The 20,485-nt window shown below is 49.0% G+C and carries 26 protein-coding genes and 1 pseudogene; 5 read left to right on the top strand and 22 right to left on the bottom strand.

Going from position 1 to position 20,485, the window contains the following annotated elements; genetic code table 11:
• Window positions 1-14: 14 nt before the first annotated feature.
• Entirely contained in the window at window positions 15-473 is a 459-nt protein-coding gene (locus AWQ21_RS13315; protein ID WP_065714956.1) for an SRPBCC family protein, read from the top strand.
• A 12-nt stretch (window positions 474-485) separates the two neighbouring features.
• Here the strand turns inward: AWQ21_RS13315 and grpE are convergent, their stop codons facing one another.
• Window positions 486-1,352 (bottom strand): nucleotide exchange factor GrpE, encoded by an 867-nt coding sequence (grpE, locus tag AWQ21_RS13310; RefSeq protein ID WP_065714955.1) that lies wholly within the window; start codon window positions 1,350-1,352, stop codon window positions 486-488.
• A 187-nt stretch (window positions 1,353-1,539) separates the two neighbouring features.
• Between grpE and AWQ21_RS13305 the strand changes: the two genes are divergently transcribed.
• Window positions 1,540-2,340 carry an ABC transporter permease gene (locus AWQ21_RS13305; protein ID WP_065714954.1) on the top strand — a complete coding sequence of 267 codons (801 nt, stop codon included), beginning with the start codon at window positions 1,540-1,542 and terminating at the stop codon, window positions 2,338-2,340.
• A 113-nt stretch (window positions 2,341-2,453) separates the two neighbouring features.
• Here AWQ21_RS13305 and AWQ21_RS13300 read toward each other — a convergent pair whose 3' ends face one another.
• From AWQ21_RS13300 to AWQ21_RS13265, 8 genes and pseudogenes are all read right to left on the bottom strand, one after another.
• A complete protein-coding gene (locus AWQ21_RS13300) occupies window positions 2,454-2,801 on the bottom strand; it encodes a type II toxin-antitoxin system RelE/ParE family toxin (RefSeq protein WP_065714953.1) in 348 nt (115 codons plus the stop codon).
• On the bottom strand, window positions 2,791-3,033 hold the full coding sequence (locus AWQ21_RS13295; RefSeq protein WP_065714952.1) for a hypothetical protein: 243 nt from the start codon (window positions 3,031-3,033) through the stop codon (window positions 2,791-2,793). The genes AWQ21_RS13300 and AWQ21_RS13295 overlap by 11 nt, the downstream gene beginning before the upstream one ends.
• An 18-nt stretch (window positions 3,034-3,051) precedes the next feature.
• A complete protein-coding gene (locus AWQ21_RS13290) occupies window positions 3,052-3,705 on the bottom strand; it encodes a hypothetical protein (protein ID WP_065714951.1) in 654 nt (217 codons plus the stop codon).
• 15 nt (window positions 3,706-3,720) lie between these two features.
• On the bottom strand, window positions 3,721-4,065 hold the full coding sequence (locus AWQ21_RS13285) for a DUF86 domain-containing protein (protein WP_065714950.1): 345 nt from the start codon (window positions 4,063-4,065) through the stop codon (window positions 3,721-3,723).
• On the bottom strand, window positions 4,055-4,375 hold the full coding sequence (locus AWQ21_RS13280; RefSeq protein ID WP_065715360.1) for a nucleotidyltransferase family protein: 321 nt from the start codon (window positions 4,373-4,375) through the stop codon (window positions 4,055-4,057). Before AWQ21_RS13280 ends, AWQ21_RS13285 begins: the two co-directional genes overlap by 11 nt.
• 54 nt (window positions 4,376-4,429) lie before the next feature.
• Window positions 4,430-5,041: a Uma2 family endonuclease gene (locus AWQ21_RS13275; RefSeq protein ID WP_065714949.1), complete on the bottom strand. Its 612-nt coding sequence runs from the start codon at window positions 5,039-5,041 to the stop codon at window positions 4,430-4,432.
• Between the two features lie 141 nt (window positions 5,042-5,182).
• Window positions 5,183-5,446: pseudogene (locus AWQ21_RS16730) on the bottom strand (Txe/YoeB family addiction module toxin).
• Window positions 5,427-5,630, bottom strand: a complete 204-nt coding sequence (locus tag AWQ21_RS13265; protein WP_232314985.1) for a hypothetical protein — start codon at window positions 5,628-5,630, stop codon at window positions 5,427-5,429. Before AWQ21_RS13265 ends, AWQ21_RS16730 begins: the two are co-directional and overlap by 20 nt.
• A gap of 159 nt (window positions 5,631-5,789) precedes the next feature.
• Between AWQ21_RS13265 and AWQ21_RS13260 the strand changes: the two genes are divergently transcribed.
• Entirely contained in the window at window positions 5,790-6,251 is a 462-nt protein-coding gene (locus AWQ21_RS13260) for a GNAT family N-acetyltransferase (protein WP_232314983.1), read from the top strand.
• A gap of 74 nt (window positions 6,252-6,325) precedes the next feature.
• On the opposite strand, the gene AWQ21_RS13255 is transcribed toward AWQ21_RS13260, so the two are convergent.
• The gene (locus AWQ21_RS13255; protein WP_065714945.1) at window positions 6,326-6,694 is read right to left on the bottom strand and encodes a hypothetical protein; all 369 of its coding nucleotides are present in this window, start codon (window positions 6,692-6,694) and stop codon (window positions 6,326-6,328) included.
• Window positions 6,695-6,886: 192 nt separating this feature from the next.
• Here AWQ21_RS13255 and uvrB point away from each other — a divergent pair, with 192 nt between their 5' ends.
• Window positions 6,887-8,908 carry an excinuclease ABC subunit UvrB gene (gene uvrB / locus AWQ21_RS13250; RefSeq protein ID WP_065714944.1) on the top strand — a complete coding sequence of 674 codons (2,022 nt, stop codon included), beginning with the start codon at window positions 6,887-6,889 and terminating at the stop codon, window positions 8,906-8,908.
• Between the two features lie 67 nt (window positions 8,909-8,975).
• Here the strand turns inward: uvrB and bchI are convergent, their stop codons facing one another.
• From bchI to AWQ21_RS13215, 7 genes are all read right to left on the bottom strand, one after another.
• A complete protein-coding gene (gene bchI / locus AWQ21_RS13245; RefSeq protein WP_065714943.1) occupies window positions 8,976-10,058 on the bottom strand; it encodes a magnesium chelatase ATPase subunit I in 1,083 nt (360 codons plus the stop codon).
• Window positions 10,059-10,112: 54 nt separating this feature from the next.
• Window positions 10,113-10,871: a DUF429 domain-containing protein gene (locus AWQ21_RS13240; RefSeq protein ID WP_065714942.1), complete on the bottom strand. Its 759-nt coding sequence runs from the start codon at window positions 10,869-10,871 to the stop codon at window positions 10,113-10,115.
• Window positions 10,868-11,710, bottom strand: coding sequence for a pentapeptide repeat-containing protein (locus AWQ21_RS13235; protein ID WP_065714941.1), 843 nt, complete (start codon window positions 11,708-11,710; stop codon window positions 10,868-10,870). Before AWQ21_RS13235 ends, AWQ21_RS13240 begins: the two co-directional genes overlap by 4 nt.
• A gap of 276 nt (window positions 11,711-11,986) precedes the next feature.
• The gene (locus AWQ21_RS13230) at window positions 11,987-12,382 is read right to left on the bottom strand and encodes a hypothetical protein (RefSeq protein ID WP_065714940.1); all 396 of its coding nucleotides are present in this window, start codon (window positions 12,380-12,382) and stop codon (window positions 11,987-11,989) included.
• A 158-nt stretch (window positions 12,383-12,540) separates the two neighbouring features.
• Window positions 12,541-12,735, bottom strand: a complete 195-nt coding sequence (locus AWQ21_RS13225; RefSeq protein WP_012307858.1) for a DUF2862 domain-containing protein — start codon at window positions 12,733-12,735, stop codon at window positions 12,541-12,543.
• Window positions 12,736-12,776: 41 nt separating this feature from the next.
• Window positions 12,777-14,102, bottom strand: coding sequence for a recombinase family protein (locus AWQ21_RS13220; RefSeq protein WP_065714939.1), 1,326 nt, complete (start codon window positions 14,100-14,102; stop codon window positions 12,777-12,779).
• A gap of 21 nt (window positions 14,103-14,123) precedes the next feature.
• A complete protein-coding gene (locus AWQ21_RS13215; protein ID WP_012307860.1) occupies window positions 14,124-14,630 on the bottom strand; it encodes a bifunctional nuclease family protein in 507 nt (168 codons plus the stop codon).
• A 161-nt stretch (window positions 14,631-14,791) separates the two neighbouring features.
• Between AWQ21_RS13215 and ribE the strand changes: the two genes are divergently transcribed.
• Window positions 14,792-15,475 carry a riboflavin synthase gene (ribE, locus tag AWQ21_RS13210; protein ID WP_065715359.1) on the top strand — a complete coding sequence of 228 codons (684 nt, stop codon included), beginning with the start codon at window positions 14,792-14,794 and terminating at the stop codon, window positions 15,473-15,475.
• On the opposite strand, the gene AWQ21_RS13205 is transcribed toward ribE, so the two are convergent.
• The 5 genes from AWQ21_RS13205 to AWQ21_RS13185 all read right to left on the bottom strand — a co-directional run bounded on the left by AWQ21_RS13205 (window position 15,470) and on the right by AWQ21_RS13185 (window position 20,401).
• Window positions 15,470-16,423 carry a DUF6208 family protein gene (locus tag AWQ21_RS13205; RefSeq protein WP_065714938.1) on the bottom strand — a complete coding sequence of 318 codons (954 nt, stop codon included), beginning with the start codon at window positions 16,421-16,423 and terminating at the stop codon, window positions 15,470-15,472. The genes ribE and AWQ21_RS13205 overlap by 6 nt on opposite strands.
• A 22-nt stretch (window positions 16,424-16,445) precedes the next feature.
• Window positions 16,446-17,120, bottom strand: coding sequence for a M15 family metallopeptidase (locus AWQ21_RS13200; protein WP_065715358.1), 675 nt, complete (start codon window positions 17,118-17,120; stop codon window positions 16,446-16,448).
• A gap of 13 nt (window positions 17,121-17,133) precedes the next feature.
• Window positions 17,134-17,838: a TrkA family potassium uptake protein gene (locus AWQ21_RS13195; protein WP_065715357.1), complete on the bottom strand. Its 705-nt coding sequence runs from the start codon at window positions 17,836-17,838 to the stop codon at window positions 17,134-17,136.
• Between the two features lie 173 nt (window positions 17,839-18,011).
• Complete coding sequence (locus AWQ21_RS13190; protein ID WP_065714937.1) at window positions 18,012-19,346, bottom strand: TrkH family potassium uptake protein; 1,335 nt, start codon at window positions 19,344-19,346, stop codon at window positions 18,012-18,014.
• 53 nt (window positions 19,347-19,399) lie between these two features.
• Entirely contained in the window at window positions 19,400-20,401 is a 1,002-nt protein-coding gene (locus AWQ21_RS13185; protein ID WP_232314981.1) for a glycosyltransferase, read from the bottom strand.
• Between the last annotated feature and the right edge of the window lie 84 nt (window positions 20,402-20,485).

Genomic DNA, 20,485 nt, shown 5'->3' with positions numbered 1-20,485 from the left:
TTTTATAAAGTTTTATGTCAGGTTGGCTAGAGCACAGCGTACAGGTAGAAGTTGACGCCCCCATCGATCTCGTTTGGGAACTCTGGTCAGATCTCGAACAAATGCCCCAGTGGATGAAATGGATTGATTCTGTGGTGATCCTTAAGGACAATCCGGATCTGTCCCGCTGGAAATTAGCCAGTGGCTCCTTCGAATTTACCTGGCTTTCTCGCATTGTAAAAGTCGTTGAGCATCAAATTATCCAGTGGGAATCCATTGATGGCCTGCCAAATCGGGGGGCGATTCGTTTCTATGATCGCCATGGCAAAACCATTGTTCGCCTCAGCATTGCCTACGATATCCCCGGTATTTTAGGACAGGTAATGGATAATCTCTTTTTAGGCCGGGTCGTGGAATCAACGATCCAAGCCGATCTCCATCGCTTCCGGGATTACGTTAGAAATCTCCAAGAACAATCGCCTACTTCTGTATAGCGCAGTGAATTCCTAGGCTTTAACGGCTTCGGGGTGGATCACCTTGGCGCGATGTAAAAGGCGATCGCCTTGACGGTAGCCCGCATTTTGAATCACCACCGCATCCCCTGGGCCGACATCACCGTGATTTTTCACCAATTGATGCTCTTGGGGGTCATAGTCCACAATTTCGCCGACGGTGCCGATGGGAGTCACGTCCCAACTCGCGAGGAGTTGCTCAAAGGGTTGGGTGAGGGCCACAAGGGTTCTAGCAGGGAACTGGGCATTATCCTGGGCGGCCTTGGCGGCGGCAGACCATTGCAACAGCCACGCTTCGAGGATATCCAGGGCTTCCTGTTGCCAGCGTTGCTCGTTTTGGGCTTGTTGGCTGTCGAGTTGGCTTTCTAAGCGGGCGTATTCGGCCTTGAGGGTTTCTTCTTGCTGGGCCTGAGCTTCGGCCTGGGCGGCTAATTGTTGCTGGAGGTGGTCGATTTTATCGGTATATTCCTGCTGCTGGGCTTGGAGATGATGTTGAAGTTGCTCGATTTCCTCGGCGTGGTTAATGGCCTGGGTTTCTAGTTGGCCGCGGAGGCGATCGCCCTCTGCCTGGAGTGCTTCGAGTTCAGCGGGGTCAACGCCAGTTGCTTGAGTTGTTTTGGGGGTAAATTCTAAGGGCTGAATCCCTGTGGGGAGAAACAGAGCGAGAAATTCATCCACCGATTGATCGAAATATTGAGCCAATTTCACCACGGCTTCGACGGGGATGCTGTGAATGAGTCCGGCTTGCAGTCGGTAAATTTGCCGCGCCGCGACCCGCGAATAGGCCGCCAGTTGAATAACATCGCTCACATTGGCTTGGGCCATGAGGGTTTGAAGTTGGGCAGCGTGGGGATGGCTCATGGGGAGGGGGCAGTTTCGTCAGTAGGGATACTCTGGCATTCTCACCCATGGCTGAGAAAGGATGCAGCCTTTTTTATTAAATCGTTAAAAAATCACTATTTCGGGTTGTTTGTCGAGGCATTTTCGCTGCGGGATGAAAAAATCTTGATATGCTGTTTCTTTGATGCTTGTCCTGTTGAGAAAAGCGATGAATCTTAAGCGCATTTGGGCGATCGCCAGTAATTGTTTCCGAGAAGTGATCCGCGATCGCATTTTGTATTTTTTGGGTTTTTATGGCCTTGTGTTTGCCCTGGCGGTACGGATTTTACCCGATGTGTCGGCGACGGCAGGGGCGAAGATCGTCGTGGACTTTGGCCTGGGGATGATCGGCATTCTCAGTGTGCTGGTGGCTGTTTTCGTGGGCACAGGCTTGGTCAACAAAGAAATTGAAAAACGCACGATCCTGGTGCTAATTCCTAAACCCATTAGCCGCGCCGAACTAATTGTCGGGAAGCATTTGGGGCTTTCGGCGGTGGTGGCGGTGATGCTAGTTGCCATGGGGATTGTTTACTTCGCGCTCTTGGCCTGGTCACAAAGTATGATGCCGCTGCTGTGGCAAGGGTCAACGGTACCGCTGGGGCCAATTTCCCTTTCCCTCGGTTATTTATTTATTGAGTTAATGCTGATCATTGCCGTGGCGATCGCCTTTGGGGTATTTACCAGTTCTCTCTTGGCAACTTTATTTTCCTTTGGGATTTACCTCATGGGCCACTTCAGCACTGACCTAGTAAGGTTGGGGGAATTGAGCCAAAATACGGGTGTCCAGTGGATCACTGAAAATCTCTATAAAGTTCTGCCAGATTTATCGCGCCTAAATTTCCGTAATGAGGTGGTTTACGGGGTGGTTCCTGATGGCCAAACCCTACTCCTGAGCGCAATTTATGGCATCGTCTATGTAATTCTGCTCCAGGCGATCGCCATCTTTATTTTCAGTCGGCGACAATTTTAAACGCCCCAGTTCAGAAATGGTAAATGGATAAAAAATGCCCCCTAATTCATCAGGAGTCAGGGGGAGTTTTATTGAAAAAACCAGACTAAAAAATTTAATAGCCTTCTAAAAATCTAATTTGAATAGTCTTCTATAATTTGGCGGATATCTTCAGGCGCAATATTCGCTCTTTCAGATTTTGTGTACAGCGTCAGTAGAATAATGCCTGTATCAGTCTTGAGGTAATAGATTAAGCGATAACCGCCACTTTTCCCTTTTTGAACATCAGTATTGCGGACTCTGAGTTTAAAAACAGGATAGTTCACGCCGGGAATTTGATCACCTGGCAACTTGCCTTGGCTGAGGGCTTCGATAATCGGCTGAATGTCTTTTTTAATATTGCGATATTTCTTTGCGAGTTTACGGAGATTGCGGCGAAAAACAGCCGACGTTTCAACTTGGATGGGGGTTTTATTCGGCATGATCAATCTCATCCCAAAGTTGCTCAACGGGAAGGGTTTGTCCGGTCATTGCTTCATGCCATGCTTGCCGAAAGTCATCGAGTAATTCTGCTTTTGTTGGTTCATCGGCTTCGTCTTCTTCAGGAATTAGGATAATGACTTCGACACGACTATTTTTAATCGCAACTAAAGGGTTATCAAGGGTAAGTTGCCCCTGAGCGTCAATGGTTGCCATGACTTTTTGCGCTTTCATATTTTGATCCTCTATCAATCACAGATTTTTATATTTATTGGATAGGGAAGCCGCCATGTTTTTCAAGGACTTGGTCGATAAATCCCGCATTAGCACCTGCTGAAAAGACTTGTACTGATCAAACAACACTCCACTTTTTGCATTCTTGAGTTTTGTGGCGATCGCCTCCCGAATCAGTTGGGCTAGATTTGCCATCCGCTTCGCCAAATCCCTAGGGTTTTTCGCCTGAGTCACCCGTGCAACAAGGAAGCCCTTAAGGATCGTTTCAACCTGTTTTTGTCCTTCCTCATCAGCCTTAAATTCTCCCTTCGTATTTAACTTACCTAAACGTCCCTCCGCCTGTAGCCTGCCATCCACATACCAACGAAAGTCTAGGTAATCTGTCAAAATCAAGTTGCCGAGAGCCGCCAGATATCGCTTCATCTGCTGGGACTTCTCTTCCCGCTTTAAGGACTTGCCCACATCCTTCGCTTCGAGATGACCAATCTCTTGATAATCCTTTTGAATTAGAAGATCAGGCGCACCACAATCAATTCGTTTTGGCTCATTTGTAACCGTTAGCCCATTATCTAAGGACTGCAGTAACTTCTGTAAAGTTGCTCGGTGGGTATGCTCCGTGGCATTGCCCTGCTTTACTGCGGTAATAAGCTCTGAAAGGTAACTATCAAACACTGTGGTGATCCTTCTTTATCGAAGATTACGTAACAACTTTTCTAACGGCTCAATCACTGTTGGTAAATTATTTTGTATCGTAGACCAAGTGATTTTTAGATTGACTTGAAAATACTCATGGGCCATGATGTTCCGCATATCACCCATTAAATGCCAAGGAATATTAGCTTTGGCTTGGGTCTCAGACGATATATTTTTTGCGGGTTCCCCAATAACAATCAAATCATACAGAACTGCTTTTTGAATTGTCTCATTGCCACAAAAATCATCAAAATCCAGATTGGCAACATGTTTTTGAATGCTGGTGATTGAATTTAAAATATCCTGAATTCTTGCCTGCTCAGATCTACTAGAAGACATGAATTAAATCCTCAAAAACTGACTGGCGTAAATGTTCTTTTAACGCATCTTTTGTACCAAGGTCTACGGGACGGTCAAGGATTTCTTCAAGATAATTCTTAATTTGAAAAAATTCAAAAAAACCAACATTTTCTTCAAGTTCAACCAAACAATCTACATCACTATCTTGGGTTGCTTCATTCCTGGCAACCGAGCCAAATATCGCTAAAGACTTAACACCAAGATCCTTTAACTCCTGGGCATGTTGATATAAGAAATTCACAATATTGTTCTTGTTTAAAGATTCTTGCAAGATGATGGATGTTTCCATAAATCCAGTGTAAATAAATAACTGTATGAGGAATTCGGCGATCGCCATAACAATTCACCAAATACGCGCCATTTTGAGGACTAAACCTTGAAGCTCTGGCTCACAACTGACAACCTCTGGATTTTCCAAAATTTGTGGCGATTGATTCGGGCGATAGAGATGAACCGTCTGATTTTTTCGATCAATGAGAACGCCTAAACGCACCCCATTTTCAATGTATTCCGTCATTTTCTCTTGTAATCTTTTCAACGAGTCACTCGCTGACCGTAACTCAATCACAAAATCGGGACAAATGGGTGCAAAAGATGCTTTTTCTTCAGTCGATAACTGATTCCAACGCTCTAAGCGAATCCACGACACATCCGGCGATTTGGTGGAACCATTCGGCAAAGTAAACCCCGCACTCGAATCAAACGTTTCTCCCGTGCCGTCTTGCTCTGCCCAAGCCATTACTTGATAAAGCAACTTGGCATTTCGATTGCCCGTATCCGAAAAAGCAGGTGGCATAACAATTACTTCCCCCGTCGCTGTTCGTTCAATGCGGAGGTCTCGATTTGTCCGACAAAACTCATAAAATTGCGCATCACTCATCTTCAGTTGGGGCATAATCGCCGACAAATCTACCACAAAGGGCGATGCTACACTTTGCACCTGTAACGTTGTCATAACCCCTCCCTTCCAAAAACTTGTTTGATGATGCTTTAAGTTTATCAAGCCTTTTTAGGTCCGGCGATCGCCCCCATGCCCAGACAGAGAAAAAACGAACGGCGATCGCCATTTTTATTTTCAGTCGGCGACAGTTTTAAGTTATCGGTCGTAGTGAAAGCGACAGGCAAGGATTCTGATTTTGTCGTCGAAGACTTCGTAAACAAGGCGGTGTTCTTGGTCAATGCAACGAGACCAACAACCTGCAAGTTCATGTTTGAGGGGTTCGGGCTTGCCTGTACCAGTGAAAGGATTTCGCTGAATTTCTTGGATAAGCTTGATGATTTTGCGGGCTTTCTTACGATCTTTATCGACCCACTAGGCTAAATCTTCAAAGGCATGGGGATCAAATTCCAAGTTTTTCACGGGCTGCGTCGAGGGAAATACCAGTAGTGGGGTTTTTGGCGGCGAATAGCCTTTGTTTCATAGCATCACTACTCAAAAGATAAGCAGTTTCATTGTCTGCCATGAGGTCTTGCCAAACTTGGATCGGTACGACAACAGCAAGGGTCTGTCCAGTATCATCGCAAATGTATTGCAGATTATTCATCAGTAGTTTCGGTTAAGGGCTTTCTGCAATTTTATCTAATGTTTCTTGGGATTTGCTGGAAGAGAGACGGGCTTTTTGATCAATACTGAGGGAGCTTAGTCGGCAGCAATTCTAAGAATTTTTCCATTTCTCCAAAATGTCTCAAGGGTTTTTATGGTTATGATTCGTCCGTTTCAAACTCAGGATATTCTGGCGATCGCCCAACTATTCCACGACACCGTCCATACCGTAAATGCTCAAGACTACTCCCCGGCCCAACTGCGAGCCTGGGCGCCGGATGACCTATATTTTCGTGATTGGGAAACCCGTTGTCATGCTTGCTTTACCTACGTTGCCGAAGAGGATGAACAAATCCTTGGGTTTGCGGAACTTTCGCCAGCGGGTCACATTGGCTGTTTCTATTGCCACAAGGATCACCAACGGCGAGGCATTGGTCGCCAACTCTATCAAACACTGCTCGCCCAAGCAGAACAGCTGCAACTCGTCACATTAACCGTCGAAGCCAGCATTACCGCGAAACCTTTTTTTGCAGCCCTGGGGTTTCGGATTCTCCAAGAGCAACAGGTTCAACGCCACCAACAAACATTGACAAACTACCGGATGGTCAAGCCTCTCCGTTAAAATTTCCCACAAAAAACCCCTAGGTAATAGGGGAAATGGTTTGGCGATCGCCACTCTATCGCCACTTTTGAGAATTAGTCGAGGTAGCCGATCAAAGTAGCCATATCATCGGTTTCATTGGGGGCGACAGGGCGATTGCCCATAATCACAATGGTGTCGCTGACATGGAGATGGCTGGCCATAATCGGGCGATTACCAGAAACGGTCATGGTGCTAGAAATTTCCATCGTGCCAGCGGTCACCGGGCGATCCGCACCAGAGGAACGGTAGGTATGCATCACCTTGAGATGGCTGGGTTCAATGGGACGATTATTGGGCAGACCCAACTTGGTCGGCTCTTTCACAGAGAGGGCAACCACCTCGTCTTTTTTCGCCGTGCTGCGGGAACGGGTGGGACTTTTAGTTGTGCTATCGTTCGTGGGAGTCGAATTTTCGGTGGTCATGGGATTTCTCCTTGAGGTATCTGAGCCAACACCTACTGAATCAAAATTTTGAGTAGGATTATGTTTTAAGAATTTTTTCGTTACTTTACTTCAATTATCCCAAATGATGGGACAAAGATTCCTTGCTGATCTTAGACACACTTTGTCATAAATTCGCAACATTGTTTCTAAAGTATCCCATTAAATTAAGTTATGTCTAACGGGAGTAATGTTTTGTTTCGTCTCCACGCCCCTTTTACCCCCACCGGCGATCAACCCCGGGCGATCGCCAAACTGGTCAAATCCTTAGAATCCCAAGCCAAATATCAGACCCTATTGGGGGCGACGGGCACAGGCAAAACCTTTACGATGGCGGCGGTGATCGCCCAGATGCAGAAACCCACCCTCGTTTTGGCGCACAACAAAACCCTCGCAGCCCAGCTTTGTAACGAGTTACGGCAATTTTTCCCCGACAACGCCGTGGAATATTTCATTAGTTATTACGACTACTACCAACCGGAAGCCTACATTCCTGTCACCGATACCTATATTGAAAAAACCGCTTCGATCAATGATGAGATTGATATGTTGCGCCACTCCGCCACGCGATCGCTCTTTGAACGCAAAGATGTGATTGTGGTGGCTTCCATTAGTTGCATTTACGGGTTAGGAATTCCGAGCGAATATTTAAAGGCGGCTCTTTCTCTAAAAGTAGGTGAAGAACTCGATCAACGGGCGGTACTGCGGCAACTTGTGACCGTGCAATATAACCGTAATGATACGGATTTAAGGCGCGGCAATTTTCGGGTGAAAGGGGATATTTTAGAAATTGTGCCCGCCTATGAAGATCGGGTGATTCGCGTCGAATTTTTCGGCGATGAAATTGATGCGATTCGCCTGTTAGATCCTACCACTGGGGAAATTTTGCAAAGCCTTGATCAAATCAATATTTATCCAGCGCGTCACTTTGTTACGCCCCAAGAACAGTTGGCGATCGCCTGCGAACAAATTAAAACTGAACTCGCTCAACAACTCACTTTTTTAGAAGCAGAAAATAAACTCCTCGAAGCCCAACGGTTAAAGCAACGCACCAGCTACGATCTCGAACTATTACAGGAAGTTGGTTACTGTAATGGTGTTGAAAACTATTCTCGTTTTTTGGCTGGTCGTGAAGCTGGCTCTCCCCCGGAATGTTTAATCGATTATTTCCCCGAAGATTGGCTTTTAGTCGTTGATGAATCCCATGTCACCGTGCCCCAAATTCGGGGGATGTATAACGGCGACCAAGCCCGAAAAAAGGTATTAATTGATCATGGTTTTCGCTTACCCAGTGCCGCCGATAATCGACCCTTAAAATCTGAAGAATTTTGGCAAAAAGTCAATCAATGTGTGTTTGTTTCGGCGACCCCCGGCAATTGGGAAATTGAACAATCAGAAGCACGGGTAATTGAACAGGTAATCCGTCCTACTGGGGTCGTTGATCCTGAAATTTATGTGCGTCCCACCGAAGGACAAGTGGATGATTTATTAGGGGAAATTCGTCAGCGCGAAAAACTCAAAGAACGGGTTTTAATTACCACTCTAACCAAACGCATGGCAGAGGATTTAACGGATTATTTCAGTGACCAAGGGGTAGCGGTTCAATATCTCCATTCTGAGATTAAATCCATTGAGCGCATCGAAATTTTGCAAGCCCTCCGCAAAGGGGAATTTGATGTTTTAATTGGCGTGAATTTACTCCGGGAAGGACTCGATTTACCGGAAGTTTCCCTCGTGGCGATCATGGATGCCGACAAGGAAGGTTTCCTGCGGGCGGAACGTTCCTTAATCCAAACCATCGGGCGGGCTGCCCGTCATGTGCGGGGTCAAGCGATTCTCTACGCCGATAACCTCACCGATAGCATGGCAAAGGCGATCGCCGAAACGGAACGTCGTCGCAAGATCCAGATCGAATACAACAAAAAACACAACATCACCCCCCAACCGATCAAAAAGCGGGACGAAAATGCAATTTTATCTTTCCTCGATATTTCCCGTCGTCTCAATACCCAACAATTGCAGCAGGTCGTAGAACACGCCGAAGCAGTGCCCCTCGAAAAAATCCCCGAGGTGATCAAACAACTAGAAGAAGAAATGAAGGACGCCGCCAAAAATCTCGAATTCGAACAGGCTGCTCTCCTGCGGGATCAAATCAAAAAATTACGCCATCAACTACTCGGCAACCACGATAACTAGTGAACAAAAAAGCTGGAGAGAATTTCTCCAGCCCAGGGGATGTCATGTTACTTAATGGAAAAATTATTTACTCGTCGTCTTCTAGGCCAAAGACACGGGCGACAATTTTTTGCACCTTGTAGCCGGAGTCAATAGACTCAAGGGGATCCTTCCGCAGACGATGCCGCAAACAAAGGGTGACGACCCGGCGAATATCATCCACGGTCACTTCAGTGCGACCTTCGTAGGCGGCAAGGGCCTTGGCGGCGCGGTTAGTGACGATATCACCCCGCAGACCATCCACATCGGCTTCGGAACAAACTTCGGAGATTTTCACCTTCAGTTCCCGATCAATGGTGACTTGGGGTAATAGTTGTTGGGCGCGGACGAGGCGTTCCTGTTCTGCTTTCTGTTCAGCGTCGTACTGCTGCAAAAAGTCTGTGGGGTTTTGGTCGAAGGCAGAGCGCCGTTCCACAATTTCAACGCGCTGTTCGGGGTTGCGTTCGGTGCGGATCTCGGCGTGCATCCCAAAGCGGTCGAGGAGTTGAGGGCGTAGTTCCCCTTCTTCGGGGTTCCCAGAACCGACAAGGACAAAGTTGGCAGGGTGACGAATGGAGATCCCTTCCCGTTCGACGGTATTCCAACCGCCAGCGGCAGAGTCGAGGAGCACGTCTACGAGGTGGTCATCAAGGAGGTTAACTTCGTCCACATAGAGGACACCCCGGTTTGCTTTCGCCAACAGGCCGGGTTCAAAAGCTTTCACCCCTTCAGAAAGAGCTTTTTCGATGTCGATGGTACCGCAGACCCGGTCTTCCGTTGCGCCAAGGGGCAGGTCAATCATGGGGACTTTTTTGCGGGCGATCTCGATGGGTTCGTTGTTTTCGAGTTTTTGCCGCACTTCATCGCCCATGAGTTCGGGGTTTGTAGGGTCGCTGTTAAAGGGATCATTAGCGACGACTTCGATTTCAGGCAGGAGATCGGCTAAAGCGCGGATGGTGGTGGATTTTCCGGTGCCGCGATCGCCCATGATCATCACGCCGCCGATTTTGGGGTCGATGATGTTGAGTTTGAGGGCCAGTTTCATTTCATCTTGGCCGATTACCGCCGTAAAGGGGAACACCACACGACGTTTTACTTTTTCTTGGGGAGGAGCGTCAGCCGTTACTGTCATATCAATAGAAACTTTTGTAAGGGAACGTAATTTTTTATTTTAAAAATTCACAATTTATGATTGCTGATCACCCATCGTAACAGGTGCTGGGACGATAATGTAACCGGAGTGGCGATCGCCGAGGGTTTGGTTTTTTGCTGCGCCCCAGTACCACCAGTAGGCCCCCACATAGGCACAAACGAGGGCATCAATGCGGTCTTCGATTTCCTTAAGGTCGCTACCTTTGGCCGTGGCGATGGGGGTAATTAAATCTGTCCAGAGATCGTTCAGGGTCAGTTGTGGCTCTAGGGTCGTCAATACCGTTTTAATGAGGCCCACCAAGCGCAGTAATTCTTGGCGGCGATCGCCTAACTTTCCTTTTTTGTATTTAATAATTCGCTCAAGCTGAAATAGACGCACCATCGCCGGATGGGGAAACACCTCGATCTGGTAACGGCCTAGTTTTTGGGGTTCTATTGCCGGAGCATGGGAAAAACCTAACGCTTCAAGATCAAAGCCCAATTGGGTGGTGCGGGGCGCAAAAGGACGGTTTAAATTCGCTGGATAACAGCCCGCATGGTACTTACCGAAATATTTGTGAGTGAGACGATCCGGGAGACGTGTTCCCGTTTCATTGGGGATAATCGTCGGCGCATCCACTGCCACCAGACCCATTGTTTCCTGCGGGAGCAGTTGGGCGACCCAAGCCACAATTTCGCCAGGATCAAGGATTAGCCCAAAGTGTTGAATCGTGAGCTGTTGTTGCCCAAGTTCTAAACAACATAGGCCGCTGGCACCAGAAGTCCAGCCAAAGTCAATCCCCGCAAATTTCACTTATTCACCACATCAAGACCTTCAGGGAGAATTGTCCCATCAAAAATTGCGTTGTGGAAATTTACCTGATCCACCGTCGCATCCAACAGCACAGCCCGGCTAAGGTTCGCACTGGTAAAATTTGACCAATAGAGTTTACTGCGGAAGAGTTGGGCATCACTGAGATCGGCCCCGCGCATGGTCGTCCAGGCCATTTGTACCTTCCGGAGTACCGCATGGCGCAGTTTAACGTTGGTAAAGTTAGCGCTATTAAGTTTCGCCTGGCTAAAGTCTGCATGGTCGGCGATCGCCCCGGTGGCATTGACCCCGTGCATAATCGCGTGGGAAAGATTGGCTCCCTTTAAATTGGCACCGATCAAGATGGTACTCGTCAGGTTTGCATTGGCGAGGTTTGCTCCTTCCAAGTTTGCCTGGGTCAAGTTCGCCCGCCCAATGAATGCATCCGTTAAGATCGCGTTGGTGAGATTGGCTTCCCGTAAAACCGCCTCGTTGAGGGTGGCACAACTGAGATCCGCTGAGACAAGTTGAGCGTTGGTTAAATTGGCCGCCCGGAGTCCCCCATAGGTGAGTTGGGCGGTGGTTAAATTCGCGTCGGTCAGATCACAGGAAATCAAATTTGCTTCGCTGAGATTCGCTTGGAGGTTGCTGTTGGTGAGATCTGCTTCCCGGAAATTCGCCTGCTTAAGGGATGCCCCCGTGAACACAATTCGAGACAAATGGCTTTCCCGTAGATTAATCCCGTCAAAGTTGCTGCCCCCCAAGAACGCCCCTTCGAGGTCTACTTCCCGAAAATCCCGTTCTCCGGCCGCATAGCGTTCTAATAATTCTCCCGCATCCATTCGTTTCAAAATGGTATTCCTCCTGAGGCTGTGACTGGGCCAAGGCTTTGACCCATGACATGGCGAATATGAACTTTATGAGTTTTATGAGTATCGAGTCTGCTTTATCGCATTGTAGGGTTAGTGGCCTGGGGATTGGCGATCGCCGCAATGAAACGATAATCGTCAGATGAAAATTTCCCCAATAAAAATCCCATAGACGTTCCAGAATTGTCATCAAGAATCTATATCTATGGGAAACGAAACTGCCATGGGCTGAGGCCACAAAAGCCGGTCTTACTCGAAGGTTTCTGTGGGGGTGATAATCGAACCGTCTTCCGGGGTGCCGTTGGCTGCGGAGGTTTCGGCTTGTTTTTTCTGACGCCAATATTCCTGCAGTCGGGAGCGATAATCGGCGGCCGCATTATTAAGGTTAGAGTTTGTGCTCTCCCGGAATTGTTCTGGATCCTTATTGCCTAGGCGCATCATGTGGATCAAATCGTAGGGATTGAAGCCGTCCGTGTTGCCATAGAGGGAGGAATTTTCGCTTTGTTGATAGTTTCCTTCGAGATCGTTGGCAGTTTGGGCCTGGCTAGGCGCGGCGGGCACACTGGCGATCGCGACACTAAAACCACAGATGAGAGTTAGTAGAGCAGGTTTTTTCATTAGCTTATCGGCAATGGAGTTGCGCATAGATCGTCTTTGATGACCATTGTGCCGCAAAAAAGTTTCAGGCGTTGGGTAAATTATTCTGGGTTTGTGGTGAAATTTTGGCTTTAGTACACCGACAAAAAACGTCCCCCCACGGGAGACGCCTCGGTGGTCTAATTGGGCAGTAAAAAAAATGTGCCCTAGGACGCAGGACGCAGTTCATCCCCAAAAAACCAAGTGGCGGTTTTGTCATCGAAGGTCACGATCGCCCCAATGCCACTACCATCGGTGACGCGAAAGTCTGTGATGGTGCCTACTTTACCGAGTTTATCGGCGAGATCTTTACCGACACGATCCCGCAAACGGTAGATTTGTACTTTTTGCCCGATTTCCATGCCAATTATCGCTGTACTAATAAAGGTTTAGTTGAATTAAATCATTCATCAGTGTATCGGAAACTGGTCGAAAAAATGAATTTTAGCTGGATTTGCCAATCGTCGCGGCTCATACGGTGGAGTTGGATTTGTTCGATAAATTCTCGCAGGTAAAAGCGCCGCTCGGCTTCAGATAGGTCATACCAAAAGGATTCGAGGGTAATGGTTTTGGCGATCGCCCCTAGGTTAGCGGGGGGCAGTTGGTTGAGTTGGCTTTGCAGGTGGCTGATTTCACTACGCAGCACGTAGCGACGTTGGGCGGCGGTGTCAGGGTCGAAAATGCCCTGGGCGGTGAGATCCGGGAGGGCGGCAATGAGGGTTTCCTTTTGCTGGATTCCTTGTTGAATCTGGCCCTGTTGCTGATCCAGAGAGGGGCCTTGGTATTGCTGGGCGATCGCGGGGAACTCTTGGCAAATTTTTTGCACGGTGGCCCGGAAAACATTATCGTAGGCGATCGCCCGGCATTTAGGCTTGCGGGGGCAGGCGAGGGGACGCAGATATAGATAGGTTTTGGGATGGTTACGCCGACTGACACGGCTAATGCTTAGGGCACTGCCGCAGGTTTGGCATTGCACCAACCCGGCTAAACACCGGGGGGCACTGGCACTGCGGGGGGCGAGGGGACGATTGCGGCGCAGGAGGCGATCAATTTGGGCGGCTTCGTTGTCGGTGAGGATCGCCGCGTGGGTTTTGGGAATGGTTGTGCCGTCACAGTAATGGAGTTGACCTCGATAGATGGGATTGCTTAACCAGTTGCGCCCAGTGGATACGGCAATTTTTTTCCCGAAGCGTTGTTCTAGGTGGCGCACTGCCCCCCGCAGGGAACCAAACAGGAGGAAATGTTCACAAAAATCCTTGACCACGGGGGCGGTACTACGGTCGATGAGGTAACGGTCTTGGCCCCGTTTGTAACCGTAGGGGGCTTTGCCTGGGGGCGGCAGGAATTGGCGGCGATTTTTCGCATGGCCCCGTTGAATTTTTTGTTGTCTGAGGCGATCGCCAATGGTTTGAAAGAGTTGACCGAGGGCTTTTTGATCCAGCGGTTGATCGCTTTGGTAATCCTGTTCGGTGGCGATGATCCCCACGCCGTATCTTTCGATGTGCTGGAGGCGATCGCCAATCTCGCTGAGGTTCTCTCCCAATTCATCGAGGCGACGTAATAGTAGATAGTCGGGGCGATCGCCTGTGTCGAGAGCCGTCAGTAACTGGGTGAGCTGCTGCCGTTGGCCCCAATCGCTATAGATGCGATCAACCTCAACCCCCCAAAGTTCCGGTTCCGGGGCCGCATCCAGGAGTGGGTCACTATAGCTGTAGACAAAAATCGTCATCCGGCCTTAACCCCCAATGCCTTAGCTTTCTTCTGGATTGGCGGATTGGCTGTGGCGGATTAAATCTTCGGGGCTAATCTGATCGACAAAGGCGCGGAAGGCTTGCCGTTCTTCTTCGTCAGCATCGCGGTCTACGGGAATTGAAGCCTCAGAAATCACTTCTTCGACGACCCAAATCGGACTTTCGGTGCGTAGGGCAATGGCGATCGCATCACTGGGGCGACAGTCAATTTCCTGGGTTTCTTCCCCCTGGGAGGTACAGAGCACCGCATAGAAAGTGTGTTCTTCGAGGGCGTGGATAATGATTTTATCGAGGGTGAGATCCCAAGCTTCCAATAGATCCGCAAAGAGATCATGGGTGAGGGGCCGGGGCGGTGTTTTTTGCTCCAAAACATTCATAATTGAGCGGGCCTGATCCTGGGCAATGTAGATCGGTAAGGCACGCCGTTCCGAGGCATCCTTCAGGAGAATGATCGGGCTCCGAGTAATGGCATCAAGGGCAATGCCAGCAACGTGCATTTCAATCATGGATCTGGGCCTCGGCGTAGGGATAGAAACGGGAGCAATATTTGATTCCCTTACTAACTAGTATCCTACAGCTTCGATATTCTGGGACGATGTTGGGCCTGATTTTCGGTCAATTCCCGTTACAATCGAATGGCCCTTTTACTGCGATCGCATCACGCCCTGTGTTTACTGGATTGATTCAAGCCCTTGGTACCGTTAAAGCCCTCGGTGGCGATCGCTTTGCCATTGACATCCAGGGTCACGGCGCAGGTCAGGTGATGTCGGATCTGGCCCTCGGCGATAGTGTGGCCGTAGATGGCGTTTGTCTGACCGTCGAAACCATTGCCGAACAGGGATTTGTTGCCACCGCCTCCCCCGAAACCCTGAAACGCACGATCCTCGGCGATGCTGTTTCCCGTTCCAATTGGGTGAATATTGAAACGTCCCTGCGGGTGGGCAGCAAGATCGGTGGCCATTTTGTGTCGGGCCATGTGGATACCATTGGCGCTTTAGAAAAAGTGATTGAAACCGCCCGTGCTTGGGAACTGTGGTTTACGGCGATCGCCGATTACCAGGCAACCTGGGATATGAATATTTCCCCTTGTCTGGTGTCCAAAGGGAGCATTGCGGTTAATGGCATTAGTCTAACGGTGGCCGAATGCGATCGCCTGGGGCAGTGGTTTAAGGTGGCCGTGATTCCCCATACCTACGCCGAAACCAATTTGGCCTATCTCAAGCCAGGCAGTTGGGTGAACCTAGAAGGGGACATCCTCGCAAAATATGTCCAGCGATTTGTCAGTTACCAACGGGAACAAAAAGCCCCCGACATTGGCCTCGACTTCCTCCAGGAACATGGCTATTTATAACGACCGTATTACCAGTTTTTTCTGGTGGGGCATGACCTGGATTTCTTCTCCCACAACACTCGGTAATTGTGCCTCTGCTTCTGCGGTACGGGGCCGCATCCGAATTAGGTAATAGCCTTGTTCTCTCAGGGGATCACAGGTCAAATTTTCAGTGATTTTTTGCCAACGTAGAGGAAAACTGGCGCGGTTATAAAACGTCAGATAAAAATCAAAGGTTTGCAGCCAGGATTCTGGGATGGTGATTTCTAAGCGTTCTGCTGCGTCTAAAGCGCCGTAGAAAAATTGGGTGTCGGTGGCCCCAACAGGGAGAAATTCTCCTTTCACAAAAGCAGTTGGTAAGACATCACGAAATTTAAATAGCGTAAAAATGTAGTAGTGGAGCAGACAAAAATAAAGGTTTGTTTTCTGGGCCAGGGTTTGATAAAAGTCGTTGTTTTGGGGCGAAACAACCAAGGTCGGTACAGTTAGATTTAGGTCTGTTTTTACCGTCGGAAAGCGAGGATTCACCTTGGGATGGTAGTAACGTAAACCAACGGTATATTTGCCTTTGGGTAAGGAAATCTTGAGTTCTGTTTGGCTGGGATCATCGGTGAGTTGCGTGAAATTTAACACCGTGCGATAGCCCGGAAAGTCATAGATGCAACCCACCCAAGCTTCCGTAGATTGACGAATGGTTTCGAGGTTAATGGTGAGTTCTTTTTCCACAGAAAGCGGCCCCAGGGTACCGATAATGGCGTGGGTGTTCCACCGGGGCGCTTTGGTCATTAAAACGGGTAAACTCAGGAATTTCTGGAGGGATTTTTCCCCAATAATGCGCCATTCTTTTGCATTCTTTTTATTAACGCTCAAGTACAGGGTATAAAGATTACCAATAATAAATTTATTAACCTTATAAAAACCAAAAGAAAAGATCGCAAAGGGAAGTTCTAACCAGGGTTTGCGCGCCATTATTTATCAGAAAAATTGTGTTTTAAATTCTACCGTAGTAGGCGATCGCCCTTTGGGTTTGCCAGGCCCAGAGCTGATCCCCATAGGAAAAATGCCACCATTCGTTGGGGTGAATCACGAAACCTGCCTTTTCCATAGCTTGTCTAAGCAGTTGCCGATTTTGATGGTACTGCTGCTCTGGGGGCGTGGTGGCGGCGGCATAGAAATCGGGGTAGGAGCGATCGCCAATGTCGTCAATTTCTCCTCCCATCGGCAGAGGTTCTTGGGCGAGGTTCACTAAACGCACATCCAGGGCCGCGCCGGTACTGTGGGGCGGTGGGGTCGCCGGATCGCGGCTCGGTACGGCCCAAAATTGCAACACCTGCTCCCAAATCTGGGCTGTTTCTGGAGGAGTTAATGGGCGATCGCCTTTTAACTGAGCAAAGGTGTAGTCCACCATAAATTGTTGCACCGTGATCGGTCGATAGGCATCGAAGATCTGAATTTGTAACTCTGGATGGGCAGCCCGCAAAAAATCCTGGGCTTGGATGAGCTTTTCGAGGACTTGGCGGCGCAAAAAATAAGGCGATCGCCCTTCATAATCAGCTCCTAAAGCCATGTAGGGATGGGGCATTACCAAAGAAAAAAGATCTGCAGGAATCGGCACCAGAGGATCGTCACTTGCTTCGATGGGGATCCGTTGATAGGGCTTGGTCATGGGATGGGACAACTTATGACAACGGTAGGCGGTGAATTGCATCGTTGGTGCCGATCACCATCATCATTAGAGACTTATCTAGGCGATGTTCTGGCCCCGGATTAATTTCAAAATGATCCTCATTGCCCACCGCCAACACATTGACCCCGTAGTTCGCCCGGAGGGACAGTTCGGCGATGGTTTTGCCATGGAATTCTTCGGGAGTTTTGATTTCGACAATACTGTGCTCTTCGTCAATATCAAACCGATCCAGGATTGAAGGTTTTGTCAGGGTCATCGCCAGGGCGGCCCCAGCTTCATATTCCGGATAGACAATGCGGTCGGCCCCCACCCGCTTCAAAAGCTTGCCGTGTACCTCCGAAGACGCCTTGGCAACCACATGTTCGACGCCCCCTTCCTTCACATTTAAGGTCGTGACAATGCTTTCTTGGAGGTAGTTGCCAATCGCCACAATCACCGTGTCAAACTCAAAAATGCCCGCCTGGCGCAGGGCCATCACTTCGGTAGAATCCAACTGCATCGCGTGGGAAACGAGTTTTTCGGAAACCACCTGGCCGACTAATTTGGGGTTGATATCGGTGCCAAGGACTTCGTAGCCCATGTTGTGTAATTTTGTGCAGACGGCGCGGCCAAATCGTCCCAGGCCAATGACCGCAAACTGACGATTTTCTTCCTGCCGAAAACCCTGAAAGAGAAAATTCCAATTCCGTAAATTCACCGTTTGTTTTACTCCAAAACCCAAATGATTGTTAGCTAGTGGCTACTGTCGTTGTGAAAGGATAAAAATCTGTGGGGGCGATCGCCGCATCTTAACCGATGATCGTACTAGAATTCCAAGCGCTGGTGAAGTCTTGGGAGATTCCTCCGGCAATAGGGGGAAGGTGCTGCGGCTCAACCCACCAATAAATTTTCTTCGGGATAGTTAATGCGGCGTGGGGTAATTTCCCCGACAATGGCAGACATCAACAGTAGGACACCGACCCGACCGCAGTACATGGTGGCAATGAGGGTAATTTGACCGACGGCGGAGAGGCTGGCGGTGATCCCCGTGGACAAGCCAACGGTGGCGAAGGCAGAAATCACCTCAAATAAAATGGCGATTAATTCGATCTCAGGGTTGCTAATGGAAATAATTGCCGTAGAAATGGTGATCACGGTGGCGGAACCGAAGACGACGGCGATCGCCTTAAAAACGATACTCTGGGCAATTTCACGGTTAAAGACCGTGACGCGGGTTTGACCATAGAGCACGGATTTGGTGCAGTTGGCCAGGATGTTAATGGTGGTTGTTTTGATTCCCCCCCCAGTGCCACTGGGACTCGCCCCAATAAACATCAAACCCATGGTAATAAACAGCCCGGCGGTACTCATTGTACCGATGTCAATGCTATTGAACCCAGCAGTGCGGGTCGTCACCGACTGAAACCAAGCGGCGATCGCCTTATCACCCCAACTCATCCCCGCAAAGGTCGTTGGATTAGCCCATTCCACGAACAAAAAAGCCGCAGTACCTAGACCCAGGAGCCAGAAAGTCGTGGAGGTGACCACCTCAAAATTCAACGAAAATGTAAAGCGTCGGCTTTTGCGCTGGAGACGGTGCCGTAACCAGAGATACATTTCGATAATCGCCTCATAACCAATGCCGCCAAAAATAATCAAACCAGAGATTGCCCCATTCACCAGGAGAGAATTTTGATAGCCCACTAAACTGTCTGCAAATAAACTGAAGCCTGCATTGTTCCAAGCACTAATGCTGTGAAAAATGGCTAGCCACAATCCTTCACCGGGATCAAAGTCCCGACTAAACCGCCCGAACAGCAAAAAAATCCCTGTCAGTTCCCCAATGAGCGTGGTAGCGATAATCGAACGAATCAAATTTCGACTACCTTGGTTGTAGGGTTGGTCAAAGGATTCTTTAATGGCAAATTTTTGGGCCAAATCAAAGCGACGCCCCAGCAGCAGCATGAGAAATGTCGAGAGGGTCATGTAGCCTAGTCCCCCCAGTTGGATCAAGAGGAGAATGACCCCCTGGCCAAAATTGGAAAAGGCTGTGCCTGTATCCACCACAATTAACCCCGTGACACAGACGGCAGAAGTCGATGTAAATAGGGCGACGAGGGGGCTGTTCCATTCCCCGGAGGCGGTGGCAAAGGGCAACATCAAAAGCAGCGTCCCTAATAAAATAGCTCCGAGAAAGCCGAGGCAAATGGTTCTGGCGATGGTCATGGCCGATCAAGATAACAAAGAAACGTTTAGGACATTAAAACAATGAAAGGGGATTAGGTGCGCCACCGGGCAAGTTGTTGACGGAGGGCGAGGCGGAGGCGCACCAGGAGGGGATTTTGTCGCTGGAGTTGGATATTGCCTGGGTATTGGCCTTGGTAGTCAAAGAAATGATTGACCTCCTGGAGGATCGTGGCAAATCGGAGCAGGATCGTTTCCGGGCGGTATGCCTGCAATAGGGCCTGGGTATTGGTGGCCGCTGGGGGATTGTTGAGGGCGGCCAAAAGGCGATCGCCATCGTATTCCACACAATAGGTACTGATTTTCTGGCAATTAAAACCCGGATCTAAATAATCGGCTAAAGCACCGTTGACGCTACTAAAAACTTGACAACCACAGGCGATCGCCTCTAGGGGGGGCAAGCCAAAACCTTCACTCACTGCATTATTCAGCCAATATTCCGCCGAATCATAAAGATAAATTTTACTGCGATTAAAGAGGGCCGCAAGATCCGGGACAAAGGAATTGACGACTTCTACTCGACACCGCTGCTGGAGGTAGGGCACCAGTTGCTGGAGCACATAGCTGGAGGTTTTGCGGGTTTGCACCAACACATCAATGTCCCGTTCTTGGTGCCAGTTCTCGAACGCTGGGGAAATCTGATTGGGCAAATAGAACAAAGGATTATTCGGTGCCTTTTGCCCCCAATAGCCGAGGGAATTGCGACTTACCGCCCAAATGGGAACGCGACTGGGGAGCTGAAACCCATAGCCTGTACTGTGGGCATGGTAGACCACCGGATGCGATCGCAGTTGTTTGACCAAGCGCGGAATATCAAAGCCCCAACTAACCACAAAAATAGCCTCCTGGGGGCGCACCTGGGGCAGTAGTTCCGGCAAATAGAGATGATCTGGGGATTTTTCTCGGTAGGTGACTAAATGGGCCGATTGCAGTTGTTGGGCCAGTTCGTAGGTCTTGATTTCGGCAAAGAGGCCACCGCTGGCAAATTTTTTACTGACACCGGGGACAAGGAAATAAAGCGATCGCATAGTAGCCATTGGAAGAGTCTCTAAAAATATACTGTTTATCTGGAAAAATGCTCGGCAAGGCCAGAAATCCCCTTAAAATCAGAGGGTCAGTGT

The sequence above is a fragment of the Picosynechococcus sp. PCC 7003 genome (assembly GCF_001693255.1).
Classification (GTDB): domain Bacteria; phylum Cyanobacteriota; class Cyanobacteriia; order Cyanobacteriales; family MRBY01; genus MRBY01.
The sequence above is the reverse complement of the archived record's forward strand: the minus strand, read 5'-3'. Positions and strand labels throughout refer to the sequence as shown.